This is a genomic window from Helicobacter suis (genome assembly GCF_902196135.1).
Lineage (GTDB): Bacteria > Campylobacterota > Campylobacteria > Campylobacterales > Helicobacteraceae > Helicobacter > Helicobacter suis_A.
In genome coordinates this window covers 20,242-38,635 of the sequence record NZ_CABIKE010000009.1, presented here as the reverse complement: position 1 = coordinate 38,635, position 18,394 = coordinate 20,242, and the positions used below count along the sequence as shown (strand labels likewise).

Below are 18,394 nucleotides of genomic sequence, written 5' to 3'. Positions count from 1 at the left end.
GCATATGGGAAAACAAACCTATAAATGGCTTGCTAAAGAACCCCAAGAAAATAGCCCTAGCGCTAAACTCATCGGCACGCTTAAATCTAGTTTTGGTTTGGATTTATTTAAAGGTTTGGGGTTAACCATTAAGGAATTTTTTAGTAAAGATGTTACCATTCACTACCCAATGGAAGTACTCCCCTTAAGCCCGCGTTACCGCGCCGTACACCACTTACAAAGACTTCTAGATTCTGGCAATGAACGGTGTATCGGGTGTGGGTTATGCGAAAAGATTTGTACGAGTAATTGTATTAGAATCATCACCCATAAAGCCCCTGATGAGCGCAAATACATAGACAGCTACACAATCAATTTAGGCCGTTGCATTTACTGCGGGTTGTGTGCGGAGGTTTGCCCAGAACTTGCCATTGTAATGGGGCAGCGCTTTGAAAATAGCAGTGTACAGCGATCGCAGTTTGGGGGTAAAGCAGAGTTTTTAACAGATATAGAGAGTGCTAAAGATCACAGCCATAAAGAATTTGCCGGTTTTGGATCGCCTAGTGAACATGCCAGCCAAAGAATGCAACAAACCCCGCTAGACTACGCGACAGAGGAAAAAACAGAGGAAAAAAGCGCAGAAAAAGCAGAAATCCCTAAGGATGCCCATGTTTGAGGTTATCGCCTTTTATTTCTTTGCAATCCTGACTTTAAGCATGGCTTTGATCGTGGTGAGTACAAGTAATATCTTATATGCCATGAGTGCGCTAGCTGCTAGCATGGTTTTTATTTCAGGCTTTTTCTTTTTGCTAGGTGCGGAGTTTTTGGGCGTGGTTCAAATCTTAGTGTATGTGGGGGCGGTGATTGTGATGTATGCCTTTGGCATGATGTTTTTTAACGCCTCTGAGGAGGTGATTGAGAGAGCGCATAAACCTTGGCTAGTTTATATACTAGGCGGGGTTTTTGCGTTGCTCTTAGTGGTTATACTAGGCGCGCCTACGCTTAATAATTACGCACACCATCTTAGTGCTGAGAATTTAGAAATTATTACACCCAATCTAAGCACCACCAATGTCCATTCAATGGGTTATTTTGTGTTCACTAAATACCGCATCGCTTTTGAAGCGGGGGGAGTGATGCTTTTGAGCGCACTCATAGGCGGAATCACTACAGCGCTTAGAAAAAGTTATCTTAGCCAAAAGGAAAATGCGTGATCACTCTGGGGCATTATTTAGTTTTTGCAGGGTTACTTTTTTGTGTGGGACTAGTAGGCATGCTCAGACGAAAGAATATTTTAATGCTCTTTTTTTCTACAGAGATTATGCTCAATGCAATTAATGTCGCCTTTGTCGCAATTTCTCATACACTTAAAAACATAGATGGGCAAGTTTTTGCGCTCTTTATGATTGCTTTGGCTGCTTCTGAGGTGGCTGTGGGGCTAGGTTTGGTGATTTTATGGTATAAAAAGCATAAAACCCTAGACATTGACTCACTTAATCGCATGAAAGGCTAGAAAATGCAAGATTTGCTTGTTGTGTTATTTGCGCCTTTAATCGGAGCGCTTTATGCGGGTTTTTGGGGTGGGTATGCAAAAAAAATACATGTCGGGGTGATTAACTCAACTTTATTAGGTTTTTCTTGTGCGGGGGCTATATGCCTGCTGATAAAGGCTTTGCATGGGCAACTTGTACAAGTAGAGTTATTAGATTGGATTAATCTAGGTGGTTTGCATGTTAATTTTTCCTTTGCACTTGATCCTATTAGTGCCATTATGATTGTGGTGGTAACACTTGTTTCTTTTTTAGTCCATGTTTATTCCATTGGCTACATGCAAGAGGATAAAGGGTTTAATCGCTATTTTAGTTATCTCTCCGGCTTTGTATTTTCTATGCTAGTGCTAGTGCTTAGCGATAACTTTTTAGGTCTCTTTGTGGGCTGGGAGGGTGTGGGGCTATGTTCTTATTTACTCATTGGTTTTTGGTATCAAAAGAAAAGCGCGAATAATGCCTCCATTGAAGCCTTTGTGATGAATCGCATCGCTGATTTAGGCATGCTTATGGGGATTTTGCTGATCTACTGGACTTTTGGCTCACTACAATACTCTGTTGTTTTTTCTAATCTTACACATACCGATTCTAATTTACTCTTTTGGATTGGGGTTTTACTCTTTATCGGGGCGGTGGGCAAAAGCGCGCAATTTCCTTTGCACACTTGGCTAGCTAATGCTATGGAAGGGCCTACTCCGGTTTCTGCGCTTATCCACGCGGCTACTATGGTAACAGCTGGGGTTTATTTAGTTGTACGCGCCCATCCACTCTACCATGCAATCTCGCAAGTGAGTTATGCCATTGCCTGTTTAGGCGCGTTTGTAGCGCTTTTTGGGGCAAGCATGGCATTAGTTAATCAAGATTTAAAGCGCATTGTTGCCTACTCTACTCTCTCCCAATTAGGTTACATGTTTGTAGGGGCAGGGCTTGGGGCTTACTGGGTAGCGCTGTTTCACCTCTTTACCCATGCCTTTTTTAAAGCGCTTTTATTCTTGGGTGCGGGTAATGTGATGCATGCCATGCATGATGAACTTAATATCACTAAAATGGGTAAATTATACCAGCCCCTAAAAATGACAGCTATTTTAATGGGGCTAGCCTCGCTAGCTTTGTGCGGGATTTATCCCTTTGCTGGCTTTTTTTCTAAAGATAAAATTTTAGAAGTAGCCTTTGCCACTGGCCACCATGGGCTATTCTTGGCTTTATTAATCGGGGCGTTTTTTACCGCCTTTTATAGTTTTAGACTTTTAATGCTTGTCTTTTTTGCCCCTCAAAAACATCACCTAGATCACCCCCATGAAGCGCCTAGTTTCATGTTATTAGCCATGTTGCCCTTAGGGATTTTAGCTATCATAGCCGGTCTTTTTGAGCATTCTTTTTTAGATTTTGTCTCTAAAGCTATTTCTGTGCCCTCTTTTGCAGAATACCCCGTACCAAAAGGTTTATTATTAATCCTCACAACTTTAGGCGTACTAGCCTCTATTGCCTATGCTATTAAAAAATACCAACACGGCATTAGCGCTAAGGAAGGCGGGTTTTTCTATCGTTTGCTCTTTAATCAGTATTACATCCCTAAGCTCTATGCTAAAATCAGCCAGATTTTCCTCCAGTTTGCCTATATTTTATGGCGTAAAGTAGAGATACGCGTTTTAGATCCGCTTGTAGATATTTTAGCTAAAATCCCTGTTTTGCTGGGTATTTCTTTGCGCCCTATGCAGAGTGGAAATTTAAGTAGCGCCCTAAGATGGATGGCCTTTGGGGTGCTAGCTATTACCCTCTTAGTCATGCTAAGTTACTGGAGTTAATATGGATGCCCTATTGCCACATCACTTTTTAAGTGTTTTGATATTCTTTCCTATCCTAGCGTCTTTGCCCCTCTTTGGTTTGCAAGACAGAGAGGCTAAGATTTATGGCGTCGTGATCGCCTTTTTAGAATTGCTCTTAGTTCTAGGATTGTGGGTTGTATTTGATAAACACACGGGCATGATGCAGTTTGAAGAATCTATAGAGTTACTCAAACAAATGGGCATTAACTACCATGTAGGTGTAGATGGGATTTCACTCTTTTTAATCTTGCTCACCGCCTTTGTGATCTTTTTACTATCCTTGTATGTTACAGAACATGCTAAAGACATGCTCATCTGCTTTCTTCTCTTAGAGGGGATTTTAATGGGTGTGTTCAGTGCGCTTAACCTCATCTTTTTTTATGTATTTTGGGAAGCCTCGCTTTTGCCAGCACTTTATTTAATCGGGCGTTTTGGGGTTAAGGATAAAATCTATTCTGCGCTTAAATTCTTTCTTTATACCTTTTTTGCCTCTTTGATCATGCTTTTAGGGATTATCTATTATGCCTATACTTGCTTTGCTTCTTTAGGTGCTCCCTACTGGGATTTTGATCTAAACACTTTCTCACAAGTGATACCAGCCCAAGAGCTACCCGGTAATGCGTATTTGTGGGTCTTTGGGGCGCTTTTCTTAGGCATTGCGGTTAAAATCCCTATTTTTCCTTTCCATAGTTGGTTACCCTATGCCTATGGTAACGCCCCTGTTGCCGGATCAGCTCTGCTTTCTGCTTTACTTCTTAAAATGGGCACTTATGCAATGGTGCGCTTTTTACTCCCCTTATTCCCCAATGCCGTACTCTATCTTTTATTGCCTCTGAGTACTTTATCTTTATTCATGGTGATTTATGCGGGGATTTTAGCCTGTGCTCAAAGAGAGATGAAACGGCTGGTTGCTTATAGTTCCATGTCGCACATGGGCGTAGCGCTTTTAGGGTTGTATGCGCTTAATGCAGAGGGTGTTGGCGGGGCTATTTTTACGATGTTTTCACACGGCTTAGTCAGTGCCGGGCTTTTCATGCTCATTGGTATGCTTTATGATCGCAGCCGCTCTACTAAAATAGTGGCCTTTAAAGGATTAGCCCAAACCATGCCCACATATGCCACCTTCTTTATGATCATTCTTTTAGCCAATGTGGGTATGCCCTTAACTAGCGGCTTTGTAGGCGAATTTTTAAGCTTACTAGGCTTTTTTAAAATCTCCCCTCTTTTTGCACTTTTAGCCGGAACCACCATTATTTTATCTGCTATTTATATGCTAGTGCTGTATAAAAAAGTCTTTTATGGTTTGCCAAATAGGTGTGTACAGGCGTTTAAAGATGTATGTTGGCGTGAGAAAAGCATCATGGCATGCTTAGTGGCTGTTATCTTATTTTTAGGCATTTATCCTAAACCTCTTTTATCCCCGATTGAGCGAAGCGTGCAAGTGTTATTACAAACCCTACAAGGGCGATTAATTTCCTAAGGACGATAATGAATTCTATCCTCTCTTCTTTATCCCCTGAGTTAGATATACAAGCCCTCTTACCCATGCTCATTAGTGTAGGCGGGGGTATTTGTCTTTTGTTGATCAATGCCTTTATGCGTTTTTCACGCGGATTAAATGTATCTTTAGCCTCTGTATTTTTAGCCTTTAATCTGGTGGTTATCTACACTTACAACCCCCCTATAGAGAATATAGGGACTATCCTTAATGATAATTTTGCCCTCAATGGGCAGTTATTGTTAGTCTTAGCTAGTTTTTTACTTTTGCTATTAGTACAAAGCCAAGAGCGCTTTACTGAGTTTCAAACCCCCGAGTTTTATTCTCTTTATCTGTTTATGACCGCTGGTTTTGAACTTATGGTTTCTGCTGATCACTTATTACTCATTCTCTTAGGCCTAGAAACCGCCTCTTTATCTATGTGTGTGTTAATGGCTCTAAATTATAAAAATACCGGCATTGAAGCGGCGATTAAATATTTTAGTATGGGGGTTTTGGCTAGCGTATTTTTTACAATGGGCACAGCTTTACTTTATTTTCTTACCGGGTGCTTAGATTTAGCAGGAATTAGCGATGGTCTTAGAAGCACACTTTTTGATAAAGCCATGCCATTAACCCTACCTATTTTTCTCTTAGCGCTTGCGTGCATGCTTGGAGCGATTGGCTTTAAAGTCTCCCTTGTGCCTTTTCATACTTGGATGCCTGATATTTATGAGGGCAATAATCCGGTTTTTGCTGGTTTTATCTCTATTGTGCCTAAAATAGCCGGGTTTGTGGTGATCTTACGGGTACTTTATGTCTTTGCCCACACTTCAATCTTTGATACTTTTGCACCCACTTCAATTATTAACATTGAACACCTCTATACATTCCTCATTGCCCTTACAATCACAATCCCAAATGCGATGGCACTTTTACAAAAAGATGTCAAACGCATGATGGCTTATAGTTCTATTTCTCATACCGGTTTTGCGCTTGCCTGCGTTTTATTTGGATCAACTGCTCTTTTTAGCTACTGGCTTTTATTTTTATTCACCAACATCGGGGCATTTGCCGTACTTTGGATGGTTAGTAATCAAGATGATGCAAAAGCACGCACTTATAACTACCCTTATGAACGCTTTAATGGCTTGATTCAAACTAAGCCCTTTTTAGCGCTATTAAGCGCGATCTTTTTATGTTCTTTGGCTGGTATTCCTCCCTTTTCTATGTTTTGGGGTAAAGTACTCATCTTGCAACAAGTTATTAGCGAACACCAAATCTTTTTGCCTGTTGTGATGATTTTAAATAGCGCAGTGGGTGCGGTTTATTATTTACGCCTTATAGTGGCGATGTTTTTTAAAGAACCGGTCAAATCTAGCGCGATTCTTTCAAGTAATGCCAATACAACCCTTTACACCCTCACCACGACTATGGCTTTTTTATGTGTCTTTTCTATCTTTGTTTTACAAGTGTATCTGGGTTCTAATAGAGTCTAGTCTATGCCACGCATTTTAGGGCTTTTAATGCTGGCATGTGCGCTATTGCCCGCGCTTAGTCTTACAATCACCAATGGTAAAGAAAAAGGGGAGGGTTTTGCAACCCTCACTCTAACCCATGATAAACCCTTCAAATGCGCAGCAGTCAAATATCCCTTACAAGAAATTATCTGCACGATTGCCTCAATCCCTTCAATGGGTTTTATGCCTTTCCAAACAGAGTTTTTTAAAGTCTTTTATGAGATGCAAAATTTTATCTTTTATTTGCATATCCAGCCCCAGTATAAACAAAAACTCTTTGCACTCCCCTATGATTATAAACAAAGTATCCCTATCCAAAAACTTTCTGTAAAATCCTCTAAAACATGGCAAATTGTGGGTTTTAAGCATACAATTCCTTTTTTGACTAAAAAAGACCCTACAGTGATGCCCTCTGAGGGTTTGAATTTTCCTATTTTAATTGATAAGGCCCAAACGCCCTTAATTCCAGAATTAGATGTGGATAACCAACCCATCGCCCATACCAAAGATCAAGGTTTTGCAGAATACCTCAATGTCAAACGCTTAATTGATAATGGTTATTATATGGAGGCCTTAGAATCCATTGTTAATATTTTAAAACTCTATCCGGATACGCTTTTTAGAAAAGATCTTTATTTTTATGAAATCACAGCGCTAAGCCATCTTAAGAAAAAACAAGATTTAGTGGTTCAAGTAGCCACCCAGTGGATCAGACTCTACCCATCAGATCCCCAAGTTCCCTCTGTTTTGTATGCTTTAGGCGATGCTTATAGCCAGATTAATTACATGCCCCAAGCAGCCACCACTTTTAAGCGCATTATGGAGGAATACCCTAAGAGTCGCTATTCTCCTCTCTCACAAATGCGTTTAGCCCAACAAGCTGCTAATGAGGGTAATCGTAGCGCGGCTTTAATGGGGTTTCAAAAAGCCTATCAAGAGGCTAAGGATATTGATAGCGCGAGCGAAATTGCTTTTAATTGGAGTCTTTTTGATTTAAACGGGAGTGGTAAAAATGCCGCTTTGATTTTGGCTAAAATCATTTATGGTAACCCTGAATATTTCATGAAACACCCGACTAAATCTTATGATCTACTCACCATGCTTAAAAACCGCGCTATTTTCAAACCCGCTATTAAAATCGCTACCCTTCTCTCCCACCAAAGCAATGATTTTAATGTCCAAGAAAAAGCCACCTTTGAATTAGGCTTACTCTATGAGAAAAACAACCAACCCAATGAAGCCCACCTAGCTAACTCAGAATACATAGATAATTACAATAACGCCATCCACATCACTTTAGTCAAGGCCCGCGATAAAAATGTGTTGTTTTTAATGCATGGCAATTATGAGGAAAAATTAGCCCGTTATAACCAAATTCTTAAAGATTACCCGGCAAGTTCTGATGAATACCAAAAGGCTTTGGAGTATAAGGCAGCTTTGCTTTTAGAACACCGGTATTATAGTCAGGTTTTAGAACTCAAACTCAAACAAAGCTCCCCCTATGTACAAGGTGCTCTAATTGAATTAGGCAAAGGAGCGCTTAAAGATGCGGATTGTAAAAGCTTTAATTCTTTCTTAGTGCGCGTTACTGGCTTTGATCCCCATGTTTTTAATGCTGATGAACAAATACAGGCCTTTGATTGTCTTTATCAAGAAGCGCTTTATCAAAAGGCTGCTATCTTTTCTCAAAGTGCTCTTAAAGATAAATCTACAGATAAACTAGCATGGCTATACAGACAAGGGCGCAATCTCTACGCACTTAATGATTATCAAAATTCTTTATTAGCCGCTAAAGACGCGCTTTCTTTGGCTATACTCACTCAAAATCGCCGGTACTATGATATTGCCTTTACAGTGTTTTTAGATTACATGCAAACCAATAACCCACAAGAGGCGTTTAAAATTTATGCCAATTTAGCAAAATGGTTTAAAGAAGATGCGCGCATGATTGAGGTGTATGCTTTACTCTTGCAAAATGAAGCCAAGAGTACAAATAACCCCACAACCCTAGAACTCTACGCTAAAAATCTTATCGCCTTGCAAGATAAATATCAAAACAACACCTATACCCCCTATGCCCAAAACCAACTCATCAGCGCTTTAATACGGCAGAGTAAACTCAAAGAGGCTTTGCAACAAAGCAATTTTTTATTACGCAAACCTTTAGAGCCTAAGGATAGACAACATGTACTTTATAGCAAAGGCACGATTTTAAAACAGAGTAACCAATTAGTACAAGCACAAAACACTTTTAAAGCCTGTGTAGCTATCTCTACTAATTCACCTTGGAAAGACCTCTGTTCTCAAGCACTTAATCTATTAAAACCCTAAGGATTTTTATGCAACTTGATTCTAGTATTTTTAGAGAATACGACATTCGCGGTATTTTTGATTACAACCTTACGCAAGAAGTGGTACGCCAATTAGGTTTACATTTAGGCGCTTTAATGGCTAAAGAGAGCGACTCTGTGGCTGTGGGTTATGATGCACGCACCCACTCGCCTATTCTTTTTGAGTGGCTTAAAAGCGGGTTAGAAAATTTTATAAAAGTCTATGATCTAGGGCTTATCCCTACCCCAATTGCTTACTTTGCTACCTTTTATCCTATTCAAAATACATGCCTTAAAAATTCTATCATGATCACCGGCTCACACAACCCACCTAATTACAATGGCTTTAAAATTACGATCAATCAAAAACCCTTTTATGGACAGCAGATTCAAGAACTCCAAGGGCAGATGCGTAACAATCCGCTGGCATTCAAGCCACATTCAAGTAAAGCGCATACATTACCCGCTAAAGAGACCTATCAAACCTATTTAATTGATGCCTTTGTCTCTTTAAAAAACTTTCCTTATAAAATTGCGCTAGATTTTGGCAATGGTGTAGGGGCTTTGGGGCTTATACCTGTGTTACAAGCCCTTAATATTTGCTTTGATAGTTTGTATGCTAAACCTGATGGGACTTTTCCTAACCACCACCCCGATCCAAGCGAGGCTAAAAATTTAGAGGATTTAAAAGAGCATATGCGGGCACAAAATATCTCTATAGGATTTGGCTTTGATGGAGATGGCGATCGCATTGCTTTACTCACCCCTAATCACATTTATATGGGCGATGAACTAGCTATTTTATTTGCCCAAAATTTAGCTAAAGAGGGGATTAAGCCTATTGTAATTGGCGAGGTGAAATGTTCGCAGGTGATGTATGATACGATCAATGCGCTAGGGCAAGCTATTATGTATAAAACCGGGCATAGCAATTTAAAAATTAAGTTAAAAGAGACAAACGCCCATTTTGCGGCCGAAATTAGCGGGCATTTATTCTTTAACGATCGCTATTTTGGCTATGATGATGCGCTTTATGCTTGTTTGCGCCTTTTAGAATTGTTTGTGCACACCACGCCTACAGAGTTAGAAGAGATCATTAACGCCCTACCTTATTCTTATAAAACCCCTGAAGAAAAAATTAGTGTCCAAGAAGAGGAAAAATTTAATATCATTGAAAAACTCAAGAGCGCACTAAAGGGAAAATTAGATCCAAATTTTCCACCCATTGTTGAGATGATAGAAATTGATGGCATACGAGTGGTCTTTGAACATGGCTTTGCTCTTGTGCGGGCAAGTAATACCACACCCACGCTAGTAACCCGTTTTGAGGGCAAAGATAAAGAATGCGCGCAAAACTACAAGATGGCTGTGCTAAACCTACTAGAAAAACAAAAAAGATAAGGGATTAAAGCCCCCCCAGCAAGGGGGGAATAGCATAACTAGTCTTGGTTGTTGCTGTTATTGCTATTGTTATTGTTGTTGCTGTTATTGCGGTTGCTGTTGTTGCTGTTATTGCTGTTGTTCCTGTTATTGTTGCTGTTGTTGCTGTTGCTGCTCATAACAATCTCCTTTCATTAAGATTTGAAAACCCCTAGAGCTAAAGCCCTAGGAAGTTTTCGTGGGGCTAGTTTAGCGTAAGTTCTGTTTACTTTAGTAAACATAGAGATAAATCAGAATAAAGCCTCAAAAAATAAACTTTTAAACCCTTATTTTAGCCCAGCAGGTGCACTAAATCATCCCGTATTAAAAATAATAGAGTTAGCAGAAAATAAGAATAAAGGCTATTGACTCAATTTGCACTAAAGAGTTTAATTATCTTTTTTAGCGTTTATCACCTTGCACATGCTAAATTACACAGCCACAGACACCCCTACAGAAAAAATTAGCCTAGATATTACAGATAAGGTACGCTTCGTGCGGGTAAGTGATGTGAATAACCCTCTTGTTTTAAAGGGAGGGATTAAAGTTTGGCTAGAACCTCTCAAGCGCTGATGCAATATTTTCTACTAGGCACTTGTGGGCATGTTGATCATGGCAAAAGCGCTTTAATTAAAGCATTAACAGGCTTTGATGGAGACACTAGTGTACATGAGCGCATGCGCGGCATCACCATTGATTTAAGTTTTACAAGTTTAAAAACCTCTAAACGAACTTTAGGTTTTATTGATGTGCCCGGACATAAAAATTTAGTTTCTACGATGATTGGGGGGAGTTTTGGATTAGATGCAACCTTGCTTGTAAGTTACAAATTTAGTAATCTTCGGCGTTAGTGTGATAGAATCCATGAACTCGTTAACTTCCTTAGAAAGCCTGATCAACTCTTTAAACCGCTTTTTCTTTTCCTCAATGGCTTTTAAAACACCGCCAAGTTTTCTTTAGCCTGATTATTCCCGGCGTAATTTTCTAATTAGCCTTAAAAAAGTTTTGTAGGTATTTGGCTTAAAGGCGATTTTTTGATCCACTACGGGTAAATTAGTGAGACTATATCATTGTATTAAGAAAGTTTACTTCTCTTTCCAAGCTCTAAAACCTGTTCTAATTGTGGGCATTTAAAAACAGACTTGACTTTAGCAGATTTTGTCAAAGCAAATCCCCAACTCTTAGAAACGATCAATAAAAAGTGCCTTGAGCGGATATTTAAATACAATTTAACTTATGCCAACACTAGGGGCAAATTAATGCGCTATGAAAGTGCGCCGCCCATTCTTAGCAGTAGCAATGGTGATGGCTGGTATTATGTTTTCATAGCCGCAAAGATAACGCGGCGCGGCATTTAGCCTTAATAAAAATATCGTCTTTCACAATGATAACAGAAAAACAATAGCCTATGCCCGTGTTTCTAGTTCGGATCAAAAAGATGACTTAATAAGGCAGGTGCAAGTTTTAGAACTTTATTGTTCTAAGCTAGGCTTTGACTACGAGGTGATTACTGATTTAGGTTCTGGAATGAATTACTATAAAAAAGGTTTAACTAAACTTTTAAATCTGATCTTGAGAGGTCAAGTTAAACGCTTAGTGCTTACCCATAAGGATAGATTGTTGCGCTTTGGAGCTGAGTTGGTGTTTAGCATTTGTGAGGCTAAAGAAGTGGAAGTTATTCTGATTAATAAAGGCGATGAAAATGTGCGTTTTGAGGAGGAATTAGTTAAAGATGTCTTAGAGATTATTACGGTCTTCTCAGCGCGTCTATATGGCTCTAGATCAAAGAAAAACAAGAAACTATTAGAACAAATGCAGGCGGTTGTAGATGAAAATGTTTCAGATAACCCATAAAGTCCAACTAAGCCCTAATAACAAGGCTAAAACTTATTTTAAAAAAGCTTTCGGGTGTGCTAGACTAGCTTACAATTGGGGGCTTGCTAGGTGGAAAGAAAACTATCAGAATGGGATTAAGTCTAACCATCTTGCTCTTAAAAAAGAGTTTAATGCTATCAAAAAAGAGCAGTTTCCTTTTGTCTATGAGGTTAGCAAATACGATCCAACACATACAAGGGATAAGCCCTATCGCTTAAATATTTAAAAGCTATGTCTTTCCTCAAGTAGACTTTTCTTTAAGTGGGATTTAAACTCTGCTAAAATCTTGATAAATTTATCAACTAGAAGCTACAGAGTTTAGATTTTGCTTTTAGCAGTGGCTCCAGATGTAGGATTCGAACCTACGACCAAGCGGTTAACAGCCGCCTACTCTACCGCTGAGCTAATCTGGAACAAAAACTTAACTATAGCATTTTTAAAAAATCTTGTCAAGTCTAGGAATTAGATCGCAAAAAGCATTCCCAACGCCATTCTATGTATTTTTTTAACCATAGACTCAACTTACCACAAAGATCAACACCACCAATACTACCAATGGCATAGCCCATACCAATAGAGCAAATACTCCCTTTGGGTTTAAAAATAAAGGGTTGTTTAGGCCGTTGTTTGGCGATGATATGGATAAATTGTTTCCCTAAGTACACCCCCATTTGACTAGCTAGTTGCGCGGTTGGAGCATAGGGCCTATTGGTTTTATCTTTAAAGAGGGCACAATCGCCCAGTACAAAAATCCCTCGATTCTCTAACCCTAAAGGTTGTAAAAAGCTATTTACTTCTACCCTACTGCGCACACTTTTAAAAAGAGAAGAATTTTCTATCACTGGATTTCCCCGCACCCCACAAGTCCAAATAATAAAATCTGCTTTAATTTCTTTTTTTATATGGTTTTGCTCCACAACCACGCAATCATGCTGGCATTCTAAAATCTTAGCCCCCACTTCTAACTCCACGCCTAAATGTTGTAAATAAGCCACTCCCTTTTGTACTAACCTAGTTTTAAACATGGGTAAAATACCGGGTAAAGCCTCTATACAAGTAAGCTTGAAAGCTTTAGAATCGCATAGATTAGGGAGTGTATGGCTTAGCGCACCTAAAAGTTCTATGCCGCTAAATCCCCCCCCACACACCACCAAAGAAAAAGGGCGCGCTTGATCAAAAGTTTTAATTGCTTGGAGCAAAGCTTGGTGTGTGGCCTGTGTATCTGCAAAATTAACGAGACTATGCGCGTGCGTTTCTACCCCCGGTATTTTAAAACTATCGCTATGAAAACCTAGCCCTACAACCAGTTTATCATAGGCATAACTAGAACGCTCCCCTAGCACCTTTCCCTCTTGGATTTCTAGTACGCAATCTTGGATAAACTCCACCTCAGGGGGGAGAATGGCGCTAAGTTCTAAAGTGTATTGCCCCTTGATCCCTGCTAGCACTTCATGTAAAAGCACACTAAAATAATGCTGGGAGCTTTGAGAAATAAGCGTGAAATGACAAGTCTTTAAAAGCCTCTTGGGCAAAGCCTTAATAAATGCTAACGATGCATATCCCGCCCCTAAAACAAGCACCCTTACCATTTAAGACTAACAACAGGTTTAATAAAATTTTTTGGTTTATCTTTCATCCATGCTAGAGACTGAGCGATGGCTTCAAAAGTACCTTCTAATCTATGCGTGATAATGGGTTTGACATCTAATTTTTGTGTTTGTAAAAGCCGTGCAAGTTTTTCCATGCGATAGCGCCCTCCCGGGGTTAAACCGCCCTTAATGGTTTTATGCCCCATGCCTACATTCCAATCTAGGCGTGAGAGGCGCAAATAATCCCCGCTTCCAAAATAATTCACATTAGAGATAATCCCTCCATTTACCACACACGCACACGCATCACTTAAAATATCCACCCCTCCCCCTGCGATTAAAACTTTATCTGCCCCTACGCCCTTTGTGATCTCTAAAATTTGCTCTTGCATGGGGGCTTTTGTAAAATCAATGTAATGGGTTGCGCCATAATGTTTATGCGCTATTTCATAGCGAAAAGGCACGCAATCTATTGCATAAATTTCACTCGCTCCCATTAAATTAGCCCCCGCTAGTGCCATTAACCCTACTGGACCCAGTCCAATTACTGCTACTCTCTCTCCGGGCATAATTTTTGCCTGCTCAGCGCAGTGAAAGCCTGTAGTTATCATATCGCTTAACATCACTGCTTCAGTGGCCTCTACCCCCTCTGGCAAATGCCCTAAATTTCCGTCTGCATCGTTAACATGGATTTTTTCAGCAAACACGCCATCTTTAAAATTAGAAAATTTCCACCCTGAAAGCGCAGCCTCTCCATGTTGGGCATAGCCTCTTTGAGACCCTAAGGCATTCCAATTAGGCGTAATCGCTGGAATAATCACTTTATCGCCCTCTTTAAAATCTCTAACCAAATGCCCCACTTCTAACACTTCACCCACACCCTCATGCCCTAAAAACATGTTATGGCGCTCCCCGATGCCTCCTTCATAACAGGTGTGTAAATCTGAAGTACAGGGCGCAACCGCAATAGGGCGCACCAGCGCATCTAAGGGGCCACATTCTAATTTTTTACGCTCTGGTACTACCATTTCTAAGTATTCTTTTTCAATAATACCTACTTTTCCAATGCCTAGCATAGCAAAACCCTTAATCATAAAAACCTCCCACTTTCAAACTAAACAAAATTATAACTATGCATTGTAAACACGGCTAAACGCGTTTGTACCCTCAAGAATGCACGCATTTTAAGACCTTTTCTAAAGTATCATATTCACCCACCACGCGTATATCTTCCCCCTTTTTTAAAGAAAGCTCTTTAGCATAAAACCACCACTTGCACAGCAAAATCCCGCTAGTATCCTCTAAAATAAAGCTAATGTGTTTTTGATCTTGGCCTAAATAGCGCCAGCTTTTTAGCCGCGCACAGACCTCAAAAAGAGGTACGGGGTTGCCCACCCCATAAGGTTCACCTTCTTGATAGAGAGCAAGAAATTCAGAATTTTCAAAAATGGCTAATTGGGGCACTTTAAAGAGCATCTAAACCTCCTAGATATTCTAACGCCCTATTAAAATCTACATCATTATTAAAGACCATCCCACAAGCCTGTTTATGCCCCCCGCCTAAAACTTCTATCCCCATTTCTTTAAAACGCGTAAAAAGTACGATCAAATCCCCCTCTTTAGCCCGTAAAGACACCTCTACACTTTCCCCCTGATAGCGCCAACATAGCGCAATACAAACCCCCTTATTTTCTAAAAGCTGGTTAGCTAAAACCCCTAAAACCCCGCGTGGGACTTCCCCACCCGTATAAATTAGCTTATTTTTTTGCGTGGTTTCTAGGCTTTTTTTAAGCGATTGGACACAAATTTTACGCTTTTCATTGGCTTGTACTAGAAGCGCAGCATAAGCAGGATTAGCCTGTTGTGTGGCTAGAAGATCTACAACTAAATTACAATGGCAAAACCCCGCGATTCCATCAAAGCGCCCTACTGCATTGATAAGAGGAATCATATCCCAAGCTAAAGTAGAAAGTTTGTAAGGGTTTTTATATTTCTGGGCTTGATAGATTGCCTGTAAAGAGGCGGGCATGTTGGTTTTAAGGGTTTTGTCCATGCGTTTTAAGAGTTGGCGGTTATAAGGCGCGCTGACATCCATCATATCGCCTATAGTAGAAATCCCTGCTAAAACCTGCATGTATTGGAGGTGATCTAAGCGCATTTTAATTTTTTGTTGTTTGGCATAGGCAAGCATGAATAAATACCCCACACATGCCCCGCTGATGCCTTTAAAAGGGTGGTTATCGCTTAAAAGAGGGTGGATAAAGGCATCGCATTTTGGGATACGATCTTCTAAAAAGTGGTGGTGATCGCTTAAAATAAGCCCCGTATTTCTAGCGTGTAAAAAATCACAGACAGAATCAGGGATTGTTGCGCCATTATCAATGGTGATAAAAAGGCTATTGTGTAGATTAAGGGCTATTCCTCCGATTAGTTGGCCATTTTTATAATGCGTACGCACCAAACGGCGTTTGTTTTCATATTCCTCTAAAAGTTCTACACTCATGCCATAACAATCGGTGTTTCTTTGCGGGATAATGTAGTTAATATGTGGGTAGTGCAAAACTTCTTTAAAGAAGTAGATCACCAAAGCCGTTCCACTCATCCCATCACAATCATAATCCCCCCCGATAATGATTTGTTTTTGTGCATTAAGTGCCTCGTGCAATAATTCTATAGCTTTTAACCCCTGCCCCATTTCTAAAATGCTATCTAGGCTAAATTGGTGTTTGCCATCTTCTTGGCTAATGGTTTGGATATAAGCACGAAATGCCTCTAACATCAAACGCCCGGCTTGTTGCCCCAAAGTAAGATATGTAGGCGTTGGCTTAAAAGATAACCATGTTGTAAACACAAAGGGGCGAGGTTTTTTAAGCCTTCTAGGATTTCTTGTGCTTGCACGCCTAAGGGCATCAGATAGATTAAAGGTGGTTTTTTAAAATGTAGGGGTTTTAAGAGCGCTTTAATTTGGGCAATACAAACTTCAAAAGGGGGTTTTACTACAAATTTAAACACGACTTGCTTAGCGTGGTTTAAAATATTTTGTAAAGGTTTAGAGTAATCTTTAAAAGTCTGTGCAAAGGCAAGTTTGGGGCTTAGCGTAAAATGCAAGGCGTGTAAAGGTGCTTTAAACTCAAAACACACGCTCCCATTGCTCTCTACCCAAATGCTATGCCCTCTTGTGTGTAAAACCTGCAATGCTTCTAATAAAATGGGGTTGTTAAAGTGTAAAGAGGGTTCACCACCGGTAAGTACAATATGAGGCAATGTAGAAGGATAAATAAGGGGCTCTAAACGCGCTAAAAGTTCCTGACTGCTTTTAAGATAACTCCACTTAGCATTAGGATAAACCGCATAAGCGCTATCACAGCCCACTACTTCTTTTGAATCAATCATGCTTTTTACACCAAAACCCACACATTTAAAATTACAGCCCCCTAAACGGATAAATATGCTAGGTTGGCCTACACAAGAACCCTCGCCTTGCAGGCTATAAAAGGTTTCTACAAGTGGGAGGGACATATTTGCTCCAAAGGAAGGGGACTTGAAAAGGGCTTTTTAGACGATGGATTTTTCATATTTTTATGATAGGCTTTAAGCTGATCTAATAAATGCGGGTTAGCCATTTGCTCTAAAATCCCTTCTGAAAACTCTACACTTTCTAGCGAAATAAAACGCATTAAATGCGGATTTTTTAAATCCTCTTTAAAACTTTGGGCATAACCATAATCTGTTTCATGGACTCGTACAGAGCAAATACACACCGATTCCTCATTGTGTAATTCTGTGGCCTGTAAAAGCGCGTCTAAAAAGAAATGAAACATTAAGGCGTAGTTTTCCGCACTAGGATTAAAGCTAAGTTTAACATAGCGCTTACTCATTTGCTTGATTGATTCTTGAAATTCTAAAGACTCTTGATTCCAAAAGTGATGGGCATGATCAAAGGCATCAATAAAACTAGCGATTTCATTTTTAAAAATCCCAAAATCTAAGGCCATTCCCGCCCTATCAAGTTTATGCGCTTCTACAAAAACTTCTACTTGGTAATTGTGCCCATGAATGCTGGTTGCACAGCGCCTAGAGGTACAATTCCTCACAATATGACTAGCACAAAAAGAAAAGAGTCGGCGGATTTGCATTAGCGTTTGTAACAGGGTTGATAAAGGGGGAGTTTTTGGTAGTAGCGGTAGTGCTCAGAGCGGGTAAAATCAATACGCCAAATTGTATCTTGGATGAGGTCTTCATAAAGTCTATTATACCCGCAAGTGTTGCCGGTTACACTCCCATCAACATAAAGCACCCGTTTATTCAGGACATTATCCCACCAATCTAAGATAAAATGCGATCCTACTAACATTTTGCTATAAGTAGAAAAACCATTGATCGCATAGTAATCTGTGGGCACTTGGCTACAATAAAACTGGCCTTCATGCCAGTAACAGCGATCGGGTCTAGCACGATCAATTAGGGTATAGTGGTAGGCATAAATAGGCAAGGCAGAAATATTGCGCACCACATGGACATAGATGATATTTTTAGCTCTACTAGGCGGGTATTCTTGCATGGAAAAAACATTATAAAACCCTATTGCTTGTAAATCATAGATGATAAGGGGTAGATAAAAAGAACTAATCATATCTTGCGGGCTATAAACCACAACGATAGGGGCGCTGACATTGAAAATATAACCCCCTCGTATCTCTGAGAAATAGCCCATGTTTAAGCGGTGACAACCGGTAAAGCCAAGCAAGGGCAGTAACAATAATAAAAGGCGTGAAGCTATTTTCATAACCCCCATTCTACTATAAGTTTTAGCATGTATGCTAGGGTTATGG

At 40.0% G+C, this 18,394-nt stretch carries 18 protein-coding genes, 1 tRNA gene and 2 pseudogenes; 13 read left to right on the top strand and 8 right to left on the bottom strand.

Annotated elements, in window-relative coordinates; translation table 11 throughout:
- Positions 1–4 precede the first annotated feature (4 nt).
- From nuoI to G6Q06_RS05935, 13 genes and pseudogenes are all read left to right on the top strand, one after another.
- Positions 5–655, top strand: coding sequence for an NADH-quinone oxidoreductase subunit NuoI (gene nuoI / locus G6Q06_RS05995; RefSeq protein ID WP_205435950.1), 651 nt, complete (start codon positions 5–7; stop codon positions 653–655).
- Complete coding sequence (locus G6Q06_RS05990) at positions 648–1,193, top strand: NADH-quinone oxidoreductase subunit J (RefSeq protein ID WP_163566016.1); 546 nt, start codon at positions 648–650, stop codon at positions 1,191–1,193. The genes nuoI and G6Q06_RS05990 overlap by 8 nt, the downstream gene beginning before the upstream one ends.
- Positions 1,190–1,492, top strand: a complete 303-nt coding sequence (gene nuoK, locus G6Q06_RS05985; RefSeq protein ID WP_163533977.1) for an NADH-quinone oxidoreductase subunit NuoK — start codon at positions 1,190–1,192, stop codon at positions 1,490–1,492. Before G6Q06_RS05990 ends, nuoK begins: the two co-directional genes overlap by 4 nt.
- Before the next feature lie 3 nt (positions 1,493–1,495).
- Positions 1,496–3,331, top strand: a complete 1,836-nt coding sequence (gene nuoL, locus G6Q06_RS05980; protein WP_205435948.1) for an NADH-quinone oxidoreductase subunit L — start codon at positions 1,496–1,498, stop codon at positions 3,329–3,331.
- Position 3,332: 1 nt separating this feature from the next.
- Positions 3,333–4,832 (top strand): complex I subunit 4 family protein, encoded by a 1,500-nt coding sequence (locus G6Q06_RS05975; protein WP_163566015.1) that lies wholly within the window; start codon positions 3,333–3,335, stop codon positions 4,830–4,832.
- An 8-nt stretch (positions 4,833–4,840) separates the two neighbouring features.
- Positions 4,841–6,328: an NADH-quinone oxidoreductase subunit N gene (locus G6Q06_RS05970; RefSeq protein ID WP_205435945.1), complete on the top strand. Its 1,488-nt coding sequence runs from the start codon at positions 4,841–4,843 to the stop codon at positions 6,326–6,328.
- Positions 6,329–6,331: 3 nt separating this feature from the next.
- The gene (locus tag G6Q06_RS05965; protein ID WP_163566014.1) at positions 6,332–8,680 is read left to right on the top strand and encodes a tetratricopeptide repeat protein; all 2,349 of its coding nucleotides are present in this window, start codon (positions 6,332–6,334) and stop codon (positions 8,678–8,680) included.
- 8 nt (positions 8,681–8,688) lie between these two features.
- Positions 8,689–10,080, top strand: a complete 1,392-nt coding sequence (locus G6Q06_RS05960; protein WP_163566013.1) for a phosphomannomutase/phosphoglucomutase — start codon at positions 8,689–8,691, stop codon at positions 10,078–10,080.
- 44 nt (positions 10,081–10,124) lie between these two features.
- Entirely contained in the window at positions 10,125–10,274 is a 150-nt protein-coding gene (locus G6Q06_RS05955; RefSeq protein WP_163566012.1) for a hypothetical protein, read from the top strand.
- A 247-nt stretch (positions 10,275–10,521) separates the two neighbouring features.
- Positions 10,522–10,671, top strand: a complete 150-nt coding sequence (locus G6Q06_RS05950; protein ID WP_163533972.1) for a hypothetical protein — start codon at positions 10,522–10,524, stop codon at positions 10,669–10,671.
- Positions 10,647–10,949 (top strand): GTP-binding protein, encoded by a 303-nt coding sequence (locus tag G6Q06_RS05945; protein ID WP_240328962.1) that lies wholly within the window; start codon positions 10,647–10,649, stop codon positions 10,947–10,949. The genes G6Q06_RS05950 and G6Q06_RS05945 overlap by 25 nt, the downstream gene beginning before the upstream one ends.
- Positions 10,950–11,454: 505 nt before the next feature.
- A pseudogene (locus G6Q06_RS05940) lies at positions 11,455–11,952 on the top strand (IS607 family transposase); the annotation flags it as partial.
- A pseudogene (locus G6Q06_RS05935) lies at positions 11,927–12,154 on the top strand (helix-turn-helix domain-containing protein); the annotation flags it as partial. The pseudogenes G6Q06_RS05940 and G6Q06_RS05935, both read left to right, overlap by 26 nt.
- A gap of 157 nt (positions 12,155–12,311) precedes the next feature.
- Here G6Q06_RS05935 and G6Q06_RS05930 read toward each other — a convergent pair.
- The 8 genes from G6Q06_RS05930 to G6Q06_RS05895 all read right to left on the bottom strand — a co-directional run bounded on the left by G6Q06_RS05930 (position 12,312) and on the right by G6Q06_RS05895 (position 18,357).
- Positions 12,312–12,386, bottom strand: a tRNA-Asn gene (locus G6Q06_RS05930).
- 42 nt (positions 12,387–12,428) lie between these two features.
- Positions 12,429–13,562 (bottom strand): NAD(P)/FAD-dependent oxidoreductase, encoded by a 1,134-nt coding sequence (locus tag G6Q06_RS05925; RefSeq protein WP_163566011.1) that lies wholly within the window; start codon positions 13,560–13,562, stop codon positions 12,429–12,431.
- A complete protein-coding gene (locus G6Q06_RS05920; RefSeq protein WP_275896959.1) occupies positions 13,556–14,656 on the bottom strand; it encodes a zinc-binding dehydrogenase in 1,101 nt (366 codons plus the stop codon). The genes G6Q06_RS05925 and G6Q06_RS05920 overlap by 7 nt, the downstream gene beginning before the upstream one ends.
- A gap of 73 nt (positions 14,657–14,729) precedes the next feature.
- The gene (locus G6Q06_RS05915; protein WP_163566010.1) at positions 14,730–15,038 is read right to left on the bottom strand and encodes a single-stranded-DNA-specific exonuclease; all 309 of its coding nucleotides are present in this window, start codon (positions 15,036–15,038) and stop codon (positions 14,730–14,732) included.
- Positions 15,028–16,341: a DHH family phosphoesterase gene (locus tag G6Q06_RS05910; protein ID WP_240329284.1), complete on the bottom strand. Its 1,314-nt coding sequence runs from the start codon at positions 16,339–16,341 to the stop codon at positions 15,028–15,030. Before G6Q06_RS05910 ends, G6Q06_RS05915 begins: the two co-directional genes overlap by 11 nt.
- On the bottom strand, positions 16,341–17,081 hold the full coding sequence (locus G6Q06_RS05905) for a 7-carboxy-7-deazaguanine synthase QueE (RefSeq protein WP_163533968.1): 741 nt from the start codon (positions 17,079–17,081) through the stop codon (positions 16,341–16,343). The genes G6Q06_RS05910 and G6Q06_RS05905 overlap by 1 nt, the downstream gene beginning before the upstream one ends.
- The gene (locus G6Q06_RS05900) at positions 17,063–17,698 is read right to left on the bottom strand and encodes a 6-pyruvoyl trahydropterin synthase family protein (protein ID WP_205435943.1); all 636 of its coding nucleotides are present in this window, start codon (positions 17,696–17,698) and stop codon (positions 17,063–17,065) included. The genes G6Q06_RS05905 and G6Q06_RS05900 overlap by 19 nt, the downstream gene beginning before the upstream one ends.
- On the bottom strand, positions 17,698–18,357 hold the full coding sequence (locus G6Q06_RS05895; RefSeq protein ID WP_163566009.1) for a hypothetical protein: 660 nt from the start codon (positions 18,355–18,357) through the stop codon (positions 17,698–17,700). The genes G6Q06_RS05900 and G6Q06_RS05895 overlap by 1 nt, the downstream gene beginning before the upstream one ends.
- Between the last annotated feature and the right edge of the window lie 37 nt (positions 18,358–18,394).